Annotated in this window: 15 protein-coding genes; 3 read left to right on the plus strand and 12 right to left on the minus strand. The window is 71.5% G+C overall.

All coding sequences use genetic code 11. From position 1 onward, the window contains the following. Positions 1–102 precede the first annotated feature (102 nt). Together JNK30_RS11970 and JNK30_RS11975 are read right to left on the minus strand one after the other, a co-directional pair. A complete protein-coding gene (locus JNK30_RS11970; protein WP_293482467.1) occupies positions 103–909 on the minus strand; it encodes a 6-phosphogluconolactonase in 807 nt (268 codons plus the stop codon). Then, on the minus strand, positions 906–3,338 hold the full coding sequence (locus JNK30_RS11975) for a GH116 family glycosyl hydrolase (protein ID WP_293482468.1): 2,433 nt from the start codon (positions 3,336–3,338) through the stop codon (positions 906–908). The genes JNK30_RS11970 and JNK30_RS11975 overlap by 4 nt, the downstream gene beginning before the upstream one ends. 76 nt (positions 3,339–3,414) lie before the next feature. Between JNK30_RS11975 and JNK30_RS11980 the strand changes: the two genes are divergently transcribed. From JNK30_RS11980 to JNK30_RS11990, 3 genes are read left to right on the plus strand one after another with little or no spacing between them, the layout of a single operon-like run. Beyond that, positions 3,415–4,173, plus strand: a complete 759-nt coding sequence (locus JNK30_RS11980) for a phytanoyl-CoA dioxygenase family protein (RefSeq protein ID WP_293482469.1) — start codon at positions 3,415–3,417, stop codon at positions 4,171–4,173. Between the two features lie 4 nt (positions 4,174–4,177). Continuing rightward, on the plus strand, positions 4,178–4,951 hold the full coding sequence (locus JNK30_RS11985; RefSeq protein WP_293482470.1) for a PIG-L family deacetylase: 774 nt from the start codon (positions 4,178–4,180) through the stop codon (positions 4,949–4,951). Then, positions 4,948–6,408, plus strand: a complete 1,461-nt coding sequence (locus tag JNK30_RS11990; protein ID WP_293482471.1) for an MFS transporter — start codon at positions 4,948–4,950, stop codon at positions 6,406–6,408. Before JNK30_RS11985 ends, JNK30_RS11990 begins: the two co-directional genes overlap by 4 nt. A 15-nt stretch (positions 6,409–6,423) precedes the next feature. On the opposite strand, the gene JNK30_RS11995 is transcribed toward JNK30_RS11990, so the two are convergent. From JNK30_RS11995 to JNK30_RS12040, 10 genes are all read right to left on the minus strand, one after another. After that, entirely contained in the window at positions 6,424–7,617 is a 1,194-nt protein-coding gene (locus JNK30_RS11995) for a beta-ketoacyl synthase N-terminal-like domain-containing protein (protein WP_293482472.1), read from the minus strand. Beyond that, positions 7,614–9,035, minus strand: a complete 1,422-nt coding sequence (locus tag JNK30_RS12000; RefSeq protein WP_293482473.1) for an amidase — start codon at positions 9,033–9,035, stop codon at positions 7,614–7,616. Before JNK30_RS12000 ends, JNK30_RS11995 begins: the two co-directional genes overlap by 4 nt. Then, positions 9,032–10,423, minus strand: a complete 1,392-nt coding sequence (locus JNK30_RS12005) for an MFS transporter (protein WP_293482474.1) — start codon at positions 10,421–10,423, stop codon at positions 9,032–9,034. Before JNK30_RS12005 ends, JNK30_RS12000 begins: the two co-directional genes overlap by 4 nt. After that, positions 10,413–11,231, minus strand: a complete 819-nt coding sequence (locus JNK30_RS12010) for an enoyl-CoA hydratase-related protein (protein WP_293482475.1) — start codon at positions 11,229–11,231, stop codon at positions 10,413–10,415. Before JNK30_RS12010 ends, JNK30_RS12005 begins: the two co-directional genes overlap by 11 nt. Then, positions 11,228–12,388, minus strand: a complete 1,161-nt coding sequence (locus tag JNK30_RS12015; RefSeq protein WP_293482476.1) for an acyl-CoA dehydrogenase family protein — start codon at positions 12,386–12,388, stop codon at positions 11,228–11,230. Before JNK30_RS12015 ends, JNK30_RS12010 begins: the two co-directional genes overlap by 4 nt. Beyond that, positions 12,385–13,527, minus strand: coding sequence for an acyl-CoA dehydrogenase family protein (locus JNK30_RS12020; protein ID WP_293482477.1), 1,143 nt, complete (start codon positions 13,525–13,527; stop codon positions 12,385–12,387). Before JNK30_RS12020 ends, JNK30_RS12015 begins: the two co-directional genes overlap by 4 nt. A gap of 62 nt (positions 13,528–13,589) precedes the next feature. Beyond that, positions 13,590–15,842 carry a TonB-dependent receptor gene (locus JNK30_RS12025; RefSeq protein ID WP_293482478.1) on the minus strand — a complete coding sequence of 751 codons (2,253 nt, stop codon included), beginning with the start codon at positions 15,840–15,842 and terminating at the stop codon, positions 13,590–13,592. A 96-nt stretch (positions 15,843–15,938) separates the two neighbouring features. Next, complete coding sequence (locus tag JNK30_RS12030) at positions 15,939–16,823, minus strand: enoyl-CoA hydratase (protein WP_293482479.1); 885 nt, start codon at positions 16,821–16,823, stop codon at positions 15,939–15,941. A gap of 17 nt (positions 16,824–16,840) precedes the next feature. Beyond that, entirely contained in the window at positions 16,841–17,263 is a 423-nt protein-coding gene (locus JNK30_RS12035; protein WP_293482480.1) for a hypothetical protein, read from the minus strand. A gap of 7 nt (positions 17,264–17,270) precedes the next feature. Continuing rightward, the gene (locus JNK30_RS12040; protein WP_293482481.1) at positions 17,271–18,170 is read right to left on the minus strand and encodes a phytanoyl-CoA dioxygenase family protein; all 900 of its coding nucleotides are present in this window, start codon (positions 18,168–18,170) and stop codon (positions 17,271–17,273) included. Positions 18,171–18,200: the final 30 nt, after the last annotated feature.

Below are 18,200 nucleotides of genomic sequence, written 5' to 3' on the forward strand. Positions count from 1 at the left end.
ATCCCGAGCCGCATGCCCAGGCCGATGACCGCGATCCGATGTCGTTTGCGTTGCTGCATGGGAACTCCAGAAGCGTCGGGCAGGCCCGGGTCCAACGGACACTTAGTGGTCACTAGGTGTTTTGACAACCGGCTTTGAGCCAGGGGCCGACGCCGCTTCCGCCGCCGCGGCGTCCGCCAGGATTCGGGGGTTTCGGCAGGCGTAGACGACGCTCGCGGGCCACGACGGGCTGAACCGGTCCAGGCTGCGCAGGCGCCGCAGCGCCGGCCCCTTGTGCGCGCCGTGCAGCATCATCGCCGCCGCCCGCGAGTGGCGCGCGATCGTGCCCAGGCCGATGCTCACGCCGTGGGTCGGGACCTGCTCGAGGGACCGGAAGTCCGGGAAGGTCGCGAGGTTGTCCTGCCGCGTCTCCTGCGCCAGGGCGACGATCCGCGTGGTGCTGTCCAGGGGCGTGCCCGGCGGATTGAACGCCACGTGCCCGTCCGTCGCGCCGGAGGCCAGCAGGAAGAGGTCGATCCCGCCCAGGTCCCCGATCAGCGCGTCGTAGGCGGCGGGCGCGTCGGGCTCCGGCACATGGAGGTTCTCCGGCGGCAGTCCCGGCAGCGACGCCACGAGGTGGCGCATGGCGAAGCCCGCGCAGCTGTGGTGGGCGGACGTCGGCGCGCGCCGCCAGGCCTCGCCGTCCCGGACGAGGAACTCGTCCATCAGGATCAGGTGCAGCCGGCCGAGGTCCAGGCCGCGCGCCCCGCGCGCCAGCGCCGCGTACACCGGCAGCGGCGTGCGGCCGGCCGGGCAGCCCAGGACGTAGGTCCGCCCCGCCGCCTCGGCGTCGCGCAGCCCGGCGAGGATCTCGCGCGCCAGGCTCTCGCCCATCGCGTCGGCGGTCGGAAAGGTCTCGATGGCGATCATGACGCGCGGGCGAAGGGCCGGTAGTCGAGGGTGTCGACCTCGATCCGGCCGCTCCGGACCTGGACGAAGGGCTCGCCGTCGCGCACGCCGACCAGCCCGTAGCCGGTCTCGGTGGCGAGCAGGGCCGAGACGTCGCCCGGGACGGCCGGCGCCAGGGTCAGCTGCCGGCGGCGCGCGTCGTAGTCCTGGCCGGTCATCGCCTGCAGCAGCGACCACGAAGACATGGCGCGCCCGTACCAGTGCCCCCACTCGAACTCGCTGAACGGGTTGCGGACCCGGCCGTCGTATCGGGAGCGGGCCGCCCGCACGATCTCGAGCCCCGCATCGACCTCCCCGCACAGGATCAGGTGGGCGGCGACCTGGTACTCGATGCCCGTCCACGCCTCGTCGCTGTAGACGAACGGGAAGTGCGGGGCCGCGCCGTGGGGCCAGCTGCAGAGCAGCAGGGCCGCCTCGTCGCCCAGCGCGTAGGCCGGCCGCTGCGGGTTGGCGTGATCGCGGAGCGAGGGGCGGAAGTTGTAGCGGTGCACGGCGCGAAGGTGCGAAGCGACCTTCCCGCCGTCGAGGCCGGTCGCCAGGCCCGACACCCGCGCCATCCACTCGCCCACGACCCCGTCCGAGAGGCAGCCCCCGGCGTACTGGTACTTCGGCCCCTCGCGCTCGATGCTGGCGCGGGTCTCGGCCGAGATCCGCCCCTCGAGGGCCCGCTCGTCCCACCGGACCTGCTGGATGAAGTACTCGCCGTTGAAGAGGTCGCCTTCCAGCCGCGCGGTCGCCTTTTCGGAGAGCGCCCGGTAGCGATCCGCCGGCGCGCCCACCGCTTCGGCAATCTCCGCCGCGGCCCGGAGGGCGGCGAGGTAGATGGTCCCGGCCATCCCGTCGGGGCCCCAGAACTCGATGTCGTAGGTGTTGTGGTGCGGCTCGGTGAGCCAGCCTTCCTCACCCGGGTCCCAGGTGCGGATCGCGTAGTCGAGGCTGGCCGCGACGCGCGGCCAGAGACGCGTCAGCCACGCGTCGTCGCCGCTGATGCGCCAGTCGCGATAGGCCTTCACGATCCCGCCCAGCTGCCCGTCGGCCGCCGGCCGCGCGCGCCGCGGGTTGGGCCGGATCGGAAGCTGCGCGCGGAAGTTCTGATGGCCCGTCTCGTCCTGGTTCACGAAGAACTCGGTCTCGCGCAGCGTCCGCTCCAACGCCGGAAACAGGTGCGCCATCGACTGGGCGTAGTTGAACACGTGGGTGCACGAACCCTCGAAGCTGCCCTCGTTGTCGGCGCAGCCCTCCCACATGAAGATCCGGCCATCGGCCTGGCGCTCCACGGTGGGCGACTTCAGGATTGTGAGGTTGGCGCTGACGGCCTCGAGCACCTCCGGCGGCAGGACCTGGTCGGTGAGGCACGTCGCGAACGCCTCGGACTCCCGTCGCAGCCGGTCGTAGTTGTCGGCCCAGAACGCCGCCAGCGCCTCGCGGCTCTGGAAGCGGCCGGCGTACCAGGGGACGTGCGTCTCGGTCCCGTCGTGACGGCCTTCCGGGTCGAACGGTCCGCCGCCGCGCCGCAGCGACGTCCTGGGGACGTACCACGAGAGCCGGACGCCGACGCGCCGGCGCTCGCCCGGCGCCAGCACGAACGGGACATAGAGGCTGCCGCCGTCGCTGGGCGCGCCCTCCTCGTGCGCCCCCGCGGGCGGAATCCGACCTTCGGCGACGCCGCGCCAGAGGTCGGTCACCGGGTCCCACCAGCCGCCGCGGAACCAGCGCGCGCTGGCCACGGTCCCGGGCGCGTCGCAGGCGATGGTGAAGGCGCCCTCGTCCTCGGGCCGATCGTCGCCGGCGGACTGCCAGAGCGTGACCGCTTGGCCCGAGGCGGCGACGCCGGCGGGCGCCGTCGCGCCGGCCACGCGCATGAAGTTGCGAGCATGGAACGAGAGGATCACCTCGGCCGGCTCCGGCGAGCGGTTCTCGATCTCGTACTCCAGCCCGGCCACCGGCAGGCTGGAGGCGTCGGCGTCGCCCGGCACGAACGGGCTCCAGCCGACGACCCGGCAGGCCAGCGGCCCCTCGCCGGGATCCAGGGTCAGCGTGGCGAACGGGAAGCGCGCCTGGAACGCGGCGCCCGGGAAGCGCGGGAGGCCGAACGTCTTGCCCTGCTGGCCCCGTCCGGTGCCCGTCGAGTCGGGCCAGGGGAAGGTGACCTTCCATCCCGGCGTCGGGCCCTCGAGCACGCGCGCGCCCTGCCCCGCGGCCGTCGACCACCGCACCGCCGCGAACACGAAGGGCTCGTTCAGGAGCGCGGGCGCGTTGCGGACGGACACCGCCGTCAGCGCCCCCGCGCCCGACAGGCAGACCATGCCCGCGCCGAGTCCCCCCAGCGGAAAGGCCACCCGCTCGGCCGTCGGTCCGGCGTAGGCCAGCGGGGCGCAGTCCTCTCTCACATCCGTGTCCTTGACCAATTACTTAGTGACCACTAACTTTCTGCCAGCCCTTCGGTCAAGCGTCGAGACCACCCCCATGCCGTTCCCCGCCCCGACCCAGAGAGATCTGGATTTCTTCGCCGAGCATGGCTGGCTGGTGGTGGAGGACGCCATCCCGAAGGCCGACCTCGACCTCCTCGAAACCAAGTGCGAGAGCCTGCTGACCGACAAGGAGCGCCTGGCCTTCGACTGGGCGTGGGACGAAAGCGAGGATCGCGAGAACCGCTCGTTCCGTATCGTGCAGTCCTGGCCGTCGCTGGTCTGGAAGGAGATCGCCGACCAGCCCTACCGCAAGTGGCTCGTCGAGTTCGGTTCGGCGCTGATGGGGAAGCCCATGGCCTTCTGGTACGACCAGTACCTGGCCAAGCCGGCCGGCAAGAGCGTGCCCACCGAGTGGCACCAGGACGAGGGCTACTGGGGCCGCGCCCTCGAGGACAAGGGGGTCACCTGCTGGATCCCGCTGCAGGACGTCGACGCCACCAACGGCTGCATGCACTTCATCGACCGCGGCCACCGGGACGGCATCCTCGAGCATCGGCGCGTGGAGGGCATGGCCAGCGACCTTCTGATGTGCTCGCCGGACGAAAGCCGCACGGTGGTCTGCCCGATCCGCCGTGGCTCCGTGACCTTCCACCACTCCAAGACACCGCACATGACCACGGCCAACGTCTCGCGCGGCTGGCGCAAGGCGGTCGCCAACCACCTGTCGGCGGTGGGCGTCGAGGGCGAAGGCGACCACTACCCCTGGCGCGTTCACGTCAATCAAGGTCTCGACCTTCCCAAGCGGGACGGGTGACCGGATGGCCCGCATCCTGGCGGTCCACGCCCACCCTGACGACATCGAGATGCTGGCGGCGGGCGCCCTGGCCCTGCTCGCCCGCAGCGGACATCACGTCACCCTCGTGACCGCCACCGCCGGCGACTGCGGGTCCGCCGAGCACGAGCCGCAGGAGACGGCCCGCATCCGCATGGCCGAGGCCGCCGAGGCGGCGGCCCTGATCGGCGCGGACTACCGCTGCCTCGGCCTCCCCGACCTGGGGGTCTTCAGCGACGATCCCACCCGGCGGCGCGTCACCGAACTGCTCCGCGAGGTCCGGCCCGACGTCGTGATCGCGTCCTCGCCGGTGGACTACCACCCGGATCACGAGGCCATCGGCCTGCTGGTCCGGGACGCCTGTTTCGCCGCCCCGGTCCCCAACTACCGCACCGGCGACGCCGCGCCGCTCGAGGGCATTCCGCACCTCTACCTCTGCGACCCGATCGGCGGCCACGACCGCACGGGCGGGCGGGTCGATCCCGAGTTCGGGGCCGATGTCGCCGCGGCGTTCGAGACCAAGCGCGCCATGCTGGCCTGCCACCGGAGCCAGGCGGCCTGGGTCGCCAAGCAGCACGGCATCGACGACCACGGGGCCTCCATGGAGGCCTGGACCCGCCGGCAGGGCCGGCTCTTCGGCGTCGAGCTGGCCGAAGGGTTCCGGCAGTACCGCCACCAGCCCTACCCGACCACGCCGCGCCTGCAGGAACTGCTCGGCGGCGCCCTCCTCGCGGCCCGGCCCGCGGGCGGCGCCGCGTGACGGCCCAGTCCCAGGCCGGGGGCGCGCCGCCGCTCAGCCTCGGCGTGCGGCTCGGGTACGGCTTCGGGTCGCTGGCGTACGGCGTCTCGGCGACGGTGCTGTCGGGCGGCGTGCTGCAGCTCTACTTCAACCAGGTGATCGGGCTCGAGGCGGCGTGGGTCGGCATGGCGCTCGCCCTGACCATCCTCGTCGACAGCGTCATCGACCCGATGATCGGCCGCTTCTCGGACAACCTGCGCACGCCGCTGGGCCGCCGGCACCTGCTCATGTACGCCTCGGCCCTCCCGGCGGCGGTGGGGATCATCGCCATGTGGCACGCCCCCGAGGGCCTGGGGACCGTCGGCCTCCTGGCCTTCATGGTCGGCATGCTGCTGTTCGTGCGGATCGCGGTGTCGTTCTACGAGATCCCCTCGCTGGCGCTGGCGCCGGAACTGGCCCCCGCCTACGACGAACGCACCGCCCTGATCGCGTGGCGCTATCTCTTCATCTACGGCGGCGCCGCCGCGATGAGCGCGATCCTCTACCAGGTCTTCCTGCGCGAGGACGCCGCCAATCCCCTGGGCGTGCTGAACCGCGAGCGGTACGCCGAATTCGGGCTCTTCGCGGCGGCCGTGATGTTCTTCGTGATCATCGTCGCCACCCTCAGCACGCACGGCCGCATCCGCCACCTGCACGTGCCCCCCGTGCGCAAGGTCACGATCCGCGAGACCGCCGGCGAGATGCTCTTCATCGTCCGGCAGCGCCCGATGCAGTTCCTGATGGGCACGACGCTGCTCAACGGCTTCGGCGGGGGCGTGCAGTTCGGCCTGCAGGCCTATTTCTCGCTGCACTTCTGGCTGCTGAAGCCGCAGCAGATGGCCTATGTGCTGTTCGTCTCCCCGTTCGCGGCCATCGCCATGCTGTGGGCCGCGCCGCGCATTTCCGCCCGCATCGGCAAGACGCCGTTCCTGATGTGCTGCTACGTCGGCTGGGCGATCAGCTTCAGCCTCCCCTTCGTGGCGCGGAGCCTGGGGATGACGCCGCCCAACGGTTCGACCGCCCTGGTGGTCATGCTGGTCGCCGCCGCGTTCTTCGCGACCGCCTTCTCGATCGGCTTTCTGGTGATGTTCAATTCGCTGCTGGCGGACGCCGCCGACGACGTGGCCGTGAAGTCGGGCCTGCGATCGGAGGGCGTGCTCTACGGCGCGTTCGGCCTGCTCGACAAATGGGGCGCGGCCCTGGGCGCGGTGGTCGCCGGCGCGCTCCTGAGCTGGGTCGCCTTCCCGGCGAAGGCGCTGCCGGGAACGGTGGACATGGGGATCATGAACCAGCTGGTCCTGATCGCCGTGCCGCTGATCGTGGGCGGCAACATCGTGGCGATGTTCATCGTCTCCCGCTTCCCCATCAACCGCGCCGCCCACGAGGCCAATCTCGCGGCCTTGCGCAGCCGCGAGCAGGTCTCCGCGGGCGGATCGTAGGGGGCGGCGGCCAGGCTAGGCCGGGACGCCGCCCTCGTAGAGGGTGACGACGCAGGCGCCGCCCAGGCCCAGGTTGTGCTGCAGCGCGAGCCGCGCGCCCTCCACCTGCCGCGCGCCGGCGCGACCGCGCAGCTGCTGGACCAGCTCGTAGCACTGCGCCAGGCCCGTCGCGCCGAGCGGGTGGCCCTTGGCGAGGAGCCCGCCCGACGGGTTGACCACGTGGCGACCGCCGTAGGTGTTGCCGCCGTCGGCGATCAGGCGCTCGGCGCCGCCGGCGGGCGCCAGCCCCAGGGCCTCGTAGCTGAGCACCTCGTTGACGGTGAAGCAGTCGTGCAGCTCCACCACCGGGATGTCGGCGGGCTCCACCCCGGCCGCGGCGTAGACGGCGTCCGCGGCCCGGCGGGTCAGCCCCATCCCCACCGCCGCCGTCATGTCGCCGGCGAAGCTGTCGGCCCGATCCGTGGTCATCGCCTGGGCCCGCAGGCGGACGGCGTCGGAAAGACCATGCCGCCGGACGAAGGCGTCCGACACCACGACGGCCGCCGCCGCCCCGCAAGTGGGCGGGCAGCACTGCAGCCGCGTGAGCACCGGCTCGAACATCATGGGGCTCGCCATCACCGCCTCGACGGTGAGCGGATCGCGGAACACCGCATTGGGGTTGTTCGCGGCGTGGGCGCGCGCCTTGACGGCGACGCGGGCGAAGGTCTCGGGGGCGACGCCGTACGCGTCGGCGTAGTCCCGCCCGGCGCCGCCGAAGAGCCGCAGCGCGAGCGGCGCGTCGCTGGCCCCGTGACGGCGGTCGGCCACCTCCAGGAACGGTTCGAGCGGGCTCGGGCGATCCGCGAAGGTCTCGGCGATGGCGCCGGCCGGCATCTGCTCGAAGCCGAGCGCCAGGGCGCAGTCGACCTCGCCGCTCTCCACCGCCTGGCGCGCCAGGAACAGCGCCGTGGACCCCGTGGAGCAGTTGTTGTTGACGTTGACCACCGGGACGCCCGTGAGGCCGACCTCGTAGGCGGCGCGCTGGCCGCTGGTGGAGTCGCCGTAGACGTAGCCGGCGAAGACCTGCTGCACGCGATCGTACGCCAGCCCGCAGTCGGCCAGGGCGCCGCGGGCCGCCTCGGCCGCCAGCTCCGTATAGGGCCGGGCCTGGCGCGGGGTGGCGAAGGGGGTCATGCCCACGCCGGCGATGCGGACGGAGGGACGCGTCATAGGGCGGGAACCTTGTGGAACCAGGGCTGGGCGCGCTCGAGCTGGCCGGCCAGGCGGAACAGCAGCGCCTCCGCGCCGCCGCGCGCCACGAACTGCACGCCGATCGGCAGGCCGTCGTCCGTCCAGGCGAGCGGCACGCTCATCGCCGGCTGGCCGCCGACGTTGAACGGCTGGGTGTTGGGGATGAAGCTGTAGAGCCGCTCGGCGTAGTCGGAGAGATCGGCCGCGTTCATGTCGATGCTGCCCTTCGGCTGCGGCGGCTTGCCGTTGGTGGCCAGGAGCAGGATGTCGTAGCGCTCGAAGAAGGCCGCGAGCCGGCGGCTGAGGGCGTGCAGGTGCTGGATGGCCTGGGCCACCTGGACGCCGCTGAAGCCCAGGCCGGTCTGGTAGATCTGCCAGGTCAGGGTCTCGACCTCGTCCTCGCGGATCGGCGCGCCGCGGCGGGCCGCCTCGTTCTCGAGATTGGCCGCGGTGGCCGAACTGACGGCGGTGTTGGCGTGCAGGGCCATCTGCTGGAAATCGACGTCGGGCCTGGCTTCCTCCACGTGGTGGCCCAGCGCCTCGCAGAGCCGGGCGGCGTCGCGCACGGCCTTCACGTTCTCCGGGAACAGCTCGCCCCAGATCAGGGCGTCGGTGGTGAAGCCGATCTGCAGGCGGCCGGGGTCGCGCCGCACCTCGGACGCGAACGGACGCGCCGGCGGCTCCAGCCAGTAGGGGTCCCCGGGCTGCGGCTGGCAGGCGATGTCCAGCAGGGTCGCGCTGTCGCGCACGGAGCGGGTCAGGGCGTGCTGTACCGACAGGCCGCCCCACCCCTCGCCCGCCGGCGAGAGCGAGACCCGGCCGCGCGACGGCTTGAGGCCGAACAGGCCGCAGCAGGAGGCGGGCGTGCGGATCGAGCCGCCGCCGTCGCTGCCGTGCGCGGCGGGCACGATGCCGGCGGCCACCGCCGCGGACGCCCCGCCCGAGGAGCCGCCGGGCGTGACGGCCTCGTTCCAGGGGTTCAGCGTGGCGCCGTTCGCCACCGGCTCGGTCACCGTGGCGATCCCGAATTCCGGCGTGTTGGTCTTGCCGAACAGGACCAGACCGGCCCTGCGGTACGCGGCCACGATCGCGCTGTCGTTCTCGACCACCAGGTCCCTGAAGAGGCGCGATCCGGCGCCCGTGGGCTTGCCGGCCATGTGCACCGAGATGTCCTTGATCGGATAGGGCACGCCCTTCAGCGGACCGTCCGGCAGGCCGGCCTTGATGGCCGCGCGCGCCTCGGCCTCGTAGGTGGCGATCACGGCGTTCAGGCGGCCGTTGACCGCGTCCATGCGCGCGAGGACCGCGTCCAGCAGCTCGTCCGGGCTCACGTCGCGGCGCGCGACCCGCTCGGCGAGCCCCACGGCGTCATGGCCGCGGAAGTCTTCGAAGTTCATGACGCCTCCAAGGGGGGTGCGGAAACGGTTTGCGCCGGCGGGGACGGGCGCGCGGCGCGCCGGTCCAGCCGGCGGCGCACGATGCCGTGGCGCCGCGCATCGAGCGGGAAGGTCAGGAACATCCAGGCCCCGAACAGGAAGAACGGGATGGGCGCCAGACAGTAGACGTACCGCAGGGCCTGCAGCGCCTCGGGCGCGTTCGGGCCGCGGGGATGGAAGCCGGCCGCCTCCAGCAGGGGCAGCGCCGCGCCGACCGCGATGGCGGGCGAGATCTGCGAGAAGAACGCCCAGAAGCCGAAGAACAGGCCGCCGCGCGACTCGCCGGTCTTCAGCGTGTCGTAGTCGATGACGTCGCCCATGATGCCCAGCGGCAGGGTGAGGAACGCGGCGCTGGTGATCCCCAGCACGGCCATCAGCGCCACGAACAGCCAGCCGTCGCCGGGCCTGAGCTGGGTGGCGAGCAGGCCGCTGAGCGAGATGGCGACCAGCAGCGACAGGCCCGCGGCGCGGTGCTTGCCGATGCGCCGGCTGACCGCCACCCAGAACGGCACGCCCGCCAGCACCGCGCCGAACGACGCCAGCAGGGTCGGCCCGATCACCTCGGGCTGCTTGAGGTAGTGCGAGATGAAGAAGACCAGGGTGGCGTTGGTGATGCCCGCGCCGATGTTGAGCACCACATAGCCCGCGCACAGCAGGCAGAAGGGCCGGTTACGCAGCAGGCTCCTCAGCGCCGGAAGCCACGGGGACGGCGTCTCGGGCGGCGCGAGCCGCTCGGGCACGAAGCGCAGCGCGGCCCAGGCGGTCAGGGGGGTCAGGATGACCACCGTCCAGCCCATCACCGCCATGGTGTAGCGGTCGATGCCGTGGCCCTGCAGCGCGGTGATGGCGGGGACGGACGAGGCGACGACGATGCCCAGCACATTGGCGCTCTCGCGGAAGCCGGCGACCTTCGAGCGGCCGTGGTAGCTCTGGACGATCTCGGCGCCCCAGGCGGCGTGGGACAGCCCCAGCATCGAGGCGCCGAAGTAGATCACCGCGGTGGCCATCAGCAGCCACCAGCCGCCGATCTGGGCGGGCGGCATGAACACCAGGACCGCGCCCACCATGCAGATCGGCGCGCCCAGGGCGATCCAGGGCTTGCGGCGGCCGTACCTCGACCGGGTCCCGTCCGAGAGCCGGCCGAGGAACGGGTCCACGACCATGTCGAACAGCCGCGAGACCAGCAGGAACCCGCCGACCACGCTCAGGCTGAGGCCCAGCTCCTGGGCGTAGAACGCCGGCAGCAGGGCGGTCAGCGGCACGAACAGGAACGACATCGGGACCGCCGGGAGGGCGTAGACGGCCAGCCGCCAGAACGGAAGGTCGCGGTCCGCGCCGTCAGCGGCCATGGAACACCGGCGCGCGGCGCTCCTGGAAGGCGCGGACGCCTTCGAGGCCGTCGCGGCTCGAGAAGGCCTCGACGATGCCGACCGCTTCCCGGCGCAGGTGGGCGGCGTACTCCGGCCGGATCGACTCGCGCAGCAGGCGGCGCGCCGCGGCGTAGGCGGCCGTCGGTCCCGCGGCGAGTTCGCGGGCCAGTTCGCCGGCGCGGGCGCCCACGGCGCTGTCGGGGACGACCTCGGTGACCAGTCCCTGGTCCCGCGCCTCCGCGGCGGTCAGCGTCGGGTTCAGGTAGGTCAGCTCCAGCGCCCGCCGCAGGCCCACCAGCCGCGGGAGCGCCCAGCTCGTGCCGCCGTCGGGCGTCAGGCCCGAACGCGTGTAGGCCATCACGAACCGCGCGTTCTCGCCGGCGATGACGAGGTCCGCGGCCATGGCGAGGCCCAGCCCGGCCCCGGCGGCCGCGCCGTGCACCGCGGCCACCACGGGCGCGTGGAAGGCGAAGAGCCGCTCCAGCCCGGCGTGCAGGTCGGCGATCAGGCCTTCCACATAGCGCGCGGCGCCCAGCCCCTGCTCGGCGAAGCTGGTCAGGTCGCCTCCGGCGCAGAACATCCGGCCTTCGCCCTGCAGCAAGAGGGCGCGCACGCTCTCGTCGCCGTCGAGCGCCTCCAGGGTCTCGCGGAACGCGGCGGCGAGCGGCGCGTCGATGGTGTTGGCCGCGTCCGGCCGGTTGAGCGTGAGGACGGCGACCGCCCCGTCGCGGGTCAGGCGGACGGGCGGCCCGCCCGGATCGGCCTGGGCGTCGAGACTGTGGGTCATAGGGCCCTGCCGATGATGTCCTTCATGATCTCGTTCGCGCCGCCGTAGATCTTGGCGACCCGGCTATCGAGCCACATGCGGGCGATGGGGTACTCGAGCATGTAGCCGTAGCCGCCGTGCAGCTGCACGCAGGCGTCGACGATCCGGTTCTGCTGCTCGGTGGACCACCACTTCAGCATCGCCGCTTCCGAGGCGTCGAGGCGGCCGGCCATGAACTTCGTCACGCACCGCTCCAGGAAGGTGCGGCAGACCACCGCCTCGGTGCGGGCCTCCGCCAGCCGGAAGCGGCTGTTCTGGAAATCGATGATCCGCTGGCCGAAGGCCTTGCGTTCGCGGGTGTAGGCGACCGTGTGGTCGATCGCGGTCTCCATGAAGGCCTGCGCGACCACGCCGGTCATCAGCCGCTCCTCGACCAGCCGCTCGCCCAGCTGGGCGAAGCCGCGTCCCTCCTCGCCGCCCAGCAGGGCCGAGGCGGGCAGGCGGACCTCGTCGAAGAAGATCTCGGCCGTGTCGGCGGAGAACTGGCCCATCTTGTCCAGCGGCGCGCCGCGGCTGAAGCCCGCCAGCCCGTCCGTCTCCACGAGGAACAGGCTGATCCCCGCCTCGGCCTGGGCGGCCAGCACGATGAGGTCCGCCGTGGCGCCGTGGCTGATGAAGGTCTTCTGGCCCGAGATCACGTAGTCGTCGCCGTCGCGCCGCGCGCGGGTCTTCATGCCGCGCAGGTCGCTGCCGGCGGAGGGCTCGGTCATGGCGATGGCGCCCAGCCACTCGCCGGTGGCCATCCTCGGCAGCGCGCGGGCCTTCTGCGCCTCCGAGCCGTACGCCACCAGGTAAGGCGCCACCACGTCGTTGTGCAGCGAGATCATGGGCGCCACGACGCCCGCCTTCACCTGTTCCTCGGTGAGCACGATGGCGTGCAGCAGGTCGCCGCCGGCGCCGCCGTACGCCGGGTCGATGCGCGGGCAAAGCAGCCCGAGCTCGCCCGCGCGCCGCCAGATCGCGCGCGGGACCATGCCGGCCTCGTCCCACGCCTCGCGGTGCGGCGCGCACTCGGTCTCGAAGAAGCGCCGCGCGGTCTGGCGCAGCATCTCGTGGTCGTCCCGGAAAGGCAGCGACGTCGCGGGCGACAGGCCTGGCGCGGAGGGGTGCGTGTTCATAGCGCCCGCCCGATCAGGTCCTTCATGATCTCGTTCGTGCCGCCCGCGATGCGGCCGAGGCGCACGTCGGCCCAGCGGCGCGCGATCGGCGTGTCGCGCATGTAGCCGTAGCCGCCGAACAGCTGCAGGCACTCGTCGATCACCTCGCAGCACCGCTCGGTCGTCCACCACTTGGCCATGGCGCCGGCCTGGGCGTCGAAGCGGTTCTCCACGAAGAGGTCGATGCAGCGCTCGAGGTAGGCCCGCGCCACGGTCGCCACCGTCTTGCACTCGGCCAGCTTGTGACGGACCGCCTGGTGGTCGGCCAGCTTCCGGCCGAACGTCTCGCGGCTGCGGGCGTAGGCGACCGTCTCGTCGACGGCGCATTCCATCTGCACCACCGCCGACATGGCCATGATCAGCCGTTCCTCGGGGAGCCGCTGCATGAGCTGGTAGAAGCCCCGCCCCTCGACGCCGCCCAGCAGGTTCTCGACCGGCACGCGCACGCCCTCGAAGAAGAGCTCGGAGGTGTCCTGCACCTTGTTGCCCACCTTCTTGAGGTTGCGGCCGAGGGTGAAGCCCTCCGCGCCGGGCGTGTCGAGCAGCAGCAGGCTCACGCCGCGCGCGCCGGCGTCGGGATCGGTCTTGGCGGCCACCACGATCAGCTCGGCGTTCTGGGCGTTGCTGATGAAGGTCTTCTGGCCGTCGAGGACGTAGTGGTCGCCCTCGCGCCGCGCCCGGGTGCGGATCCCCTGCAGGTCCGAGCCGGCCCCGGGCTCGGTCATGGCGATGGCCGAGACGATCTCGCCCGACGCCATCTTCGGCAGGTAGCGCCGCTTCTGGTCCTCGGTGCCGTAGAGCTCGATGTAGGGCGCGATGATGTCGGAGTGCAGGTAGAAGGCCAGCTCGTTGAAGGCGGCCCGCGTCTGCTCCTCCATGATGACGAAGCCGTGCCACAGGTCGCCGCCGGCGCCGCCGTACTCCGGCGAGACCTTCGGGCACAGGAGGCCTGCCTCGCCGGCCTTGGTCCAGAACTCGCGCGGCGGCTTGCAGGCCTTCTGCCAGGCGACCCGGTTGGGAACGCACTCGCGGTCCAGGAACCGGCGCACGTCGGCGCGGAAGATCTCGTGCTCGGGCGTGTAGTACGGGGACTCGATCATGCGGCCTTGGAACTCTCCGGTCCGGGGCCGCCGCGCTGCGGCCCCGGCGACAGGTTTCGCGCTCAGAACGTCTTGCGCAACTCGACGCCGTAGGTGCGGCCGAAGCCCGGCGCGCGGGTCGTGATCTGCGCCCGCGGGAAGGGGAACAGCGAGCCCGAGCCCAGCACCTTGTCGTTGTTGATGTTCTTGCCCCAGAGGTAGGCGCCCCAGCCGCCGTCCTGCGACTGCACGCCCAGGCGGCCGTTGATGGTGGTCAGCGCCTCGATGTTCAGCCGCGTGGTGGCGTTGGGCAGCAGGTAGCTGCTGCTGCGGTGGTTCAGGTCGCCGCGCACGAACAGCTCCAGACCGTCGGCGATCGGGTAGGTGTACTGCGCCCCCAGGCTGCCCGTGTACTTGGGCGTGAGCTGGAAGCGCTCGCCCTCCAGCGCCGGGCTGGTGGGGAAGCTGTCGTACTTGGCCTTCAGGTAGGCCGCGTTGGCGTCCAGCAGCAGGTTGCGCGTGGGGCGCGCGGTCAGCTCGATCTCGAGCCCGCGGCTGGAGGCGGTGGCGGCGTTGCGGATCAGGAACGACAGGCCCGTGAAGATCTGCTCCTGCTTGTCGTTCCACTTCAGATAGAAGGCGGCGAGGTTCAGGCTCAGGCGGCGGTCGAAGAAGTAGGCCTTGTACCCGGCCTCGTAGTTGTTGACCGTCTCGGGATCGAAGCCCAGCGGGTCGGCCGCGTTGAACGGCGGCGAGATGACGTCGGTCTGGAAGCCGCCCGCCTTGAAGCCGCGGCTGTACTTCAGATAGGCCGTCTGCTCGTCGGTGAAGTCGTACGAGACGCTGACGTCGCCGGTCCAGCGGCTGTCCTTGTAGGTGTCGCGCACGGCCGGGATGCGAACCGCGAAGTTCGAGATCAGCAGGCCGTTGGGCAGGTTGAGGAACGTCTGGGTCGGGACCTGGCTGTAGAAGAAGTCCTTCTTCTCGTGGGTCCAGCGGATGCCGCCGGCCAGGCGCACCTTCGGCGCGATCTGCCACGTGCCCGAGGCGAAGGCCGCGTAGCTCTTGGCGTCGATGGTCGAGAAGGTCTGCGCCCGCTCCCCGCCGAAGCCCGGGATCATGCCGCCGGTCAGCAGCACGGGCATCTGGGCGCCCAGGTGGATCTTGCGGATGTTGGTGGTGTTCTCGTCGTAGTAGTAGGCGCCCAGGATCCACGAGAACGGGCCCTCGCCGGTCGAGGTCAGCCGGAACTCCTGGCTGAAGTTCTCGCCCTTCTCGTCGCGGCCCACGTCGAAGGCGTCCAGGGGCAGGCCGTCGCTGTCGTCGACGAAGGTGGCGATGTAGCTGCGCCAGGCGGTGATCGAGGTGAACTCGGCGCCGCTGAAGCTGTAGTCCAGCCGGCCCATGTAGCCCCAGAGCTCGCGGTGCGCGTCCTCGGGGTTGTTCAGCTGGACGACATTGTCTTCCGCGTCCTGCCGCGGGATCGCCGCCAGGACCGCCGGGGTCGGCGCCGGGAAGTTGGCCGGGCCGGTCTCCAGCGCGCTGGTGCCGCTCTCCGTGAAGTAGTCGGCCGAGAACCGCAGGCGCAGCTGCTCGCTGGGCCGCGACGCCAGCACCAGGCGCAAGCCGTCCGAGTTGATGTCGTTCAGCTTCTCGCCCGTGACGGTGTTGCGCATGTAGCCGTCGCGCTGGCGGTGGGTGGCCGACAGGCGGACCATCAGCAGGTCCGGCACGATCGCCCCGGCCACGGTCGCGCGGCCCTGGATGAAGTCGTAGTTGCCGTAGCTGACGTCGCCGAAGGCGGTGAAGGTGTTGGACGGCTCGGCCGTGACGATGTTGATCGCCCCGCCGATGGTGTTCTTTCCGTAGAGCGTCCCCTGCGGCCCGCGCAGCACCTCGACCCGCTGGACGTCGTTGAGGATGGTGTTGAAGGTCGGATCGCGGCCCTGGTAGACCTCGTCCACGTAGACGCCCACGGCGGGCGGGAATCCGGCGTTGATGTTGCTCTGCGAGCTCACGCCGCGGATCTGGATCACCGGCGAGTTGGTGCCCGGCGTCATGGTGACGTTCGGCGCCTTGATGGCGATGTCCGTCACGAAGCCGGCGGTGATGTTCTGGATCTCGGCCGCGCCGACGGCGGTGACCGCCACCGGGACCTTGATGTTCTCCTCGACCCGCCTCTGGGCGGTCACCACCACGGTCTCGACCGTGGCGGCCTCGGTCTCACCCGCCGTCTGTGCGAGCGCAGGCCCGCCCATGACGAGCGCCAGCGCCGCGCCCGACAGCAGCGCCCCGCGCTGGGTTCCGCGCGCGAAACTCCCGTTCCGATCCGACATCTCCGTCGCCCCCTCGTTGGGACGGCCTTTGCGGCTCGTCCAACCTCAAGGACACGGCGTTCGGCGGAACCCGCCATTCCGCGTGGAGGGCGCGGTTCAGGCCTTGGCGGGGGTGGGCGCGCGGAAGGGCTCCTCGCCCTCGGCGTAGCTCTTCTTCACGCCCGCGTGGATGCCGCCGGGATAGACGGGCAGCCCGTAGACCTCCATGCAGTGGCTGTGCTGCAGCTGGTGCAGCGCGAAGGCGGTCTGCATCGCGGAGTGCCGGCCCTGGGCGTCCTGGGCCGAGTTCACGGCGAGCTTCGCCATGCGGGTCGCGAAGCTGGGCTGGCGGGCGATCTTGCGGGCGAGCTCCAGCGTCGCCTCGGGCAGGTCCGCGCGCGGCACGACCCGGTTCACCATCCCCAGCTGCCGGGCTTCCTCGGCGCCGATGGGATCGCCGGTGAGCAGCATTTCCTTGGCCTTGCGGGCGTTCATCTCCCACGGGTGGGCGAACCACTCCACGCCGGCGATGCCCATGGCGACGGTCACCTCGATGAACTGGGCGTCGTCGCTGGCCACGATCAGGTCGCAGGGCCAGCACAGCAGGAGGCCGCCCGACACGCACTTGCCCTGGACGGCGGCGATGGTGACCTTCGGGATGTTGCGCCACCGCTCGGACAGTCCGGTGTACAGCTCCTCCTCGCGCGACATGCGGCCCTCGGCGCCGGGGCGCCGGTGCTGCTGGTAGGGCGTGACGGGCGCGTAGCGCTCCTGGTTGTCGTGGTGGTTGGTCTCGCGGATGTCGTGGCCCGACGAGAAGTGCTTGCCGTTGGCGGCCAGGATGATCACCCGCACGTCGTCGTCGCGGGCGGCCTGGTCGAACGCGGCGTTCAGTTCGTAGAGGAACTGGCTGTCCTGGGCGTTGGCGGCCTCGGGCCGGTTCATGACGATGCGCGCGATACCCGGCTCGGGCGTCTCGTAGATCATGTAGTCCCAGCTCACGGGTTCCTCCTGCCGCCTCACGCGGTCATTTCGGCCAGTTCATTGTGCATGCCGTAGAAGGCCGGGGGAACCTTCGAGCGGTCGCCCTCGTGCTTCACCTTGCCGAGGCGCGCGCCCTCGGCCTGCTGGCGCTGGTACTCGTCGGTCGTGCCCGGCTCGAGCTTCATCCGCGCGAACGGCAGGATGAAGTGGTAGTCGGCCACCGTCTTGATGTCGGCGTCGTCGATCTCGCCGTCCGCGAAGACCGTGACCTTGCCGCCCTCGATCCGGCAGTGCCAGGCGATGCGCCCGTCGCCGCCGGCGTCCAGGTGCGGGGGCACGCCGGTGAACACCTCGCAGATGCTGAGCGTCGTGTCCGGCCCGGCGAGGGCCGTGTAGCGGTCCAGCATCGACCGCAGCGCGGCCAGCCACTCGCGGCTGGCGAATTCGACCTTGCTCATGGCGTCCTCAACCGTACTGGCTCTGATAGGCGGCCCGGACCAGGGCCATGTTCTCGAGCTTGGGGCCCTCGGCGCGGTAGCCCTGCCAGGCGTTGCGGCCGAGCAGGCGCGCGAGCTCGGGACCGTGCGGCGCGATCAGCGCGTCCGGCATGTCGTCGTAGCTCTCGGCCGGGTTCATGTAGTTGCGGCAGAAGGCCGTGGCGATGTGCGCGCGCACCCCGTCGCTCGTCTTGGGGTAGGTGCAGTGCCAGGTGTTGCCGGTGAAGACCGCGAGCGACCCGGGCTTGGCCATGACCGGCGTCACCATGGAGTCGTCCATGCCGCCGCCGATGAACTTCGGCTGCTCGAACTCGGTGGGATGGCGGCAGTTGCGATGGCTGCCCGGGACCATGCCCAGGGTGCCGTTCTCGGGGGTGTAGTCGGTGAGGATCCAGCTCACGTTGCAGACCGCGCCATAGGCCGGCAGCGGGGTCGGCACGCCCACGGAGTCGGTGTGCATGTGGGTCGAGCGCGCGGACCCCTCCTTCACGAACGCCACCATGCTGAACAGCCGGTAGCTCAGGCCCATCATGTAGCTGCCCATGGTGCGCACCGCGGGGTTCATCAGCGCCTCGACGAAGACCGGGTCGCGCTCCAGCAGGTGGAACAGCTGCCGCCCGTAGGCCGGCTTCTCGGCGTCCGAGTGCTTGTTGAGCTCGACCGCGAGGTCGTCCTCCTGCCGGGCGATCTCCATCACCTTGTCGAGCAGGCGCTGGGCGAAGCCGGCCGGGGCGCCCGTCTTCTCGGGCTCGATGACCGTGAAGCCGAAGGTCTCCAGCTCGGCGATGTTGGTCTCCAGCCCCAGCTCGCGGGCCTTGCGGTAGACACCGGCCATGCCGGCCATCGACTTCCAGTCCTGGATTTCCATCGCAGCTCACCTCCCGGAGGCGGGGTGCGC

This window comes from Phenylobacterium sp. (assembly GCF_016793225.1).
Taxonomy (GTDB): Bacteria; Pseudomonadota; Alphaproteobacteria; order Caulobacterales; family Caulobacteraceae; genus Phenylobacterium.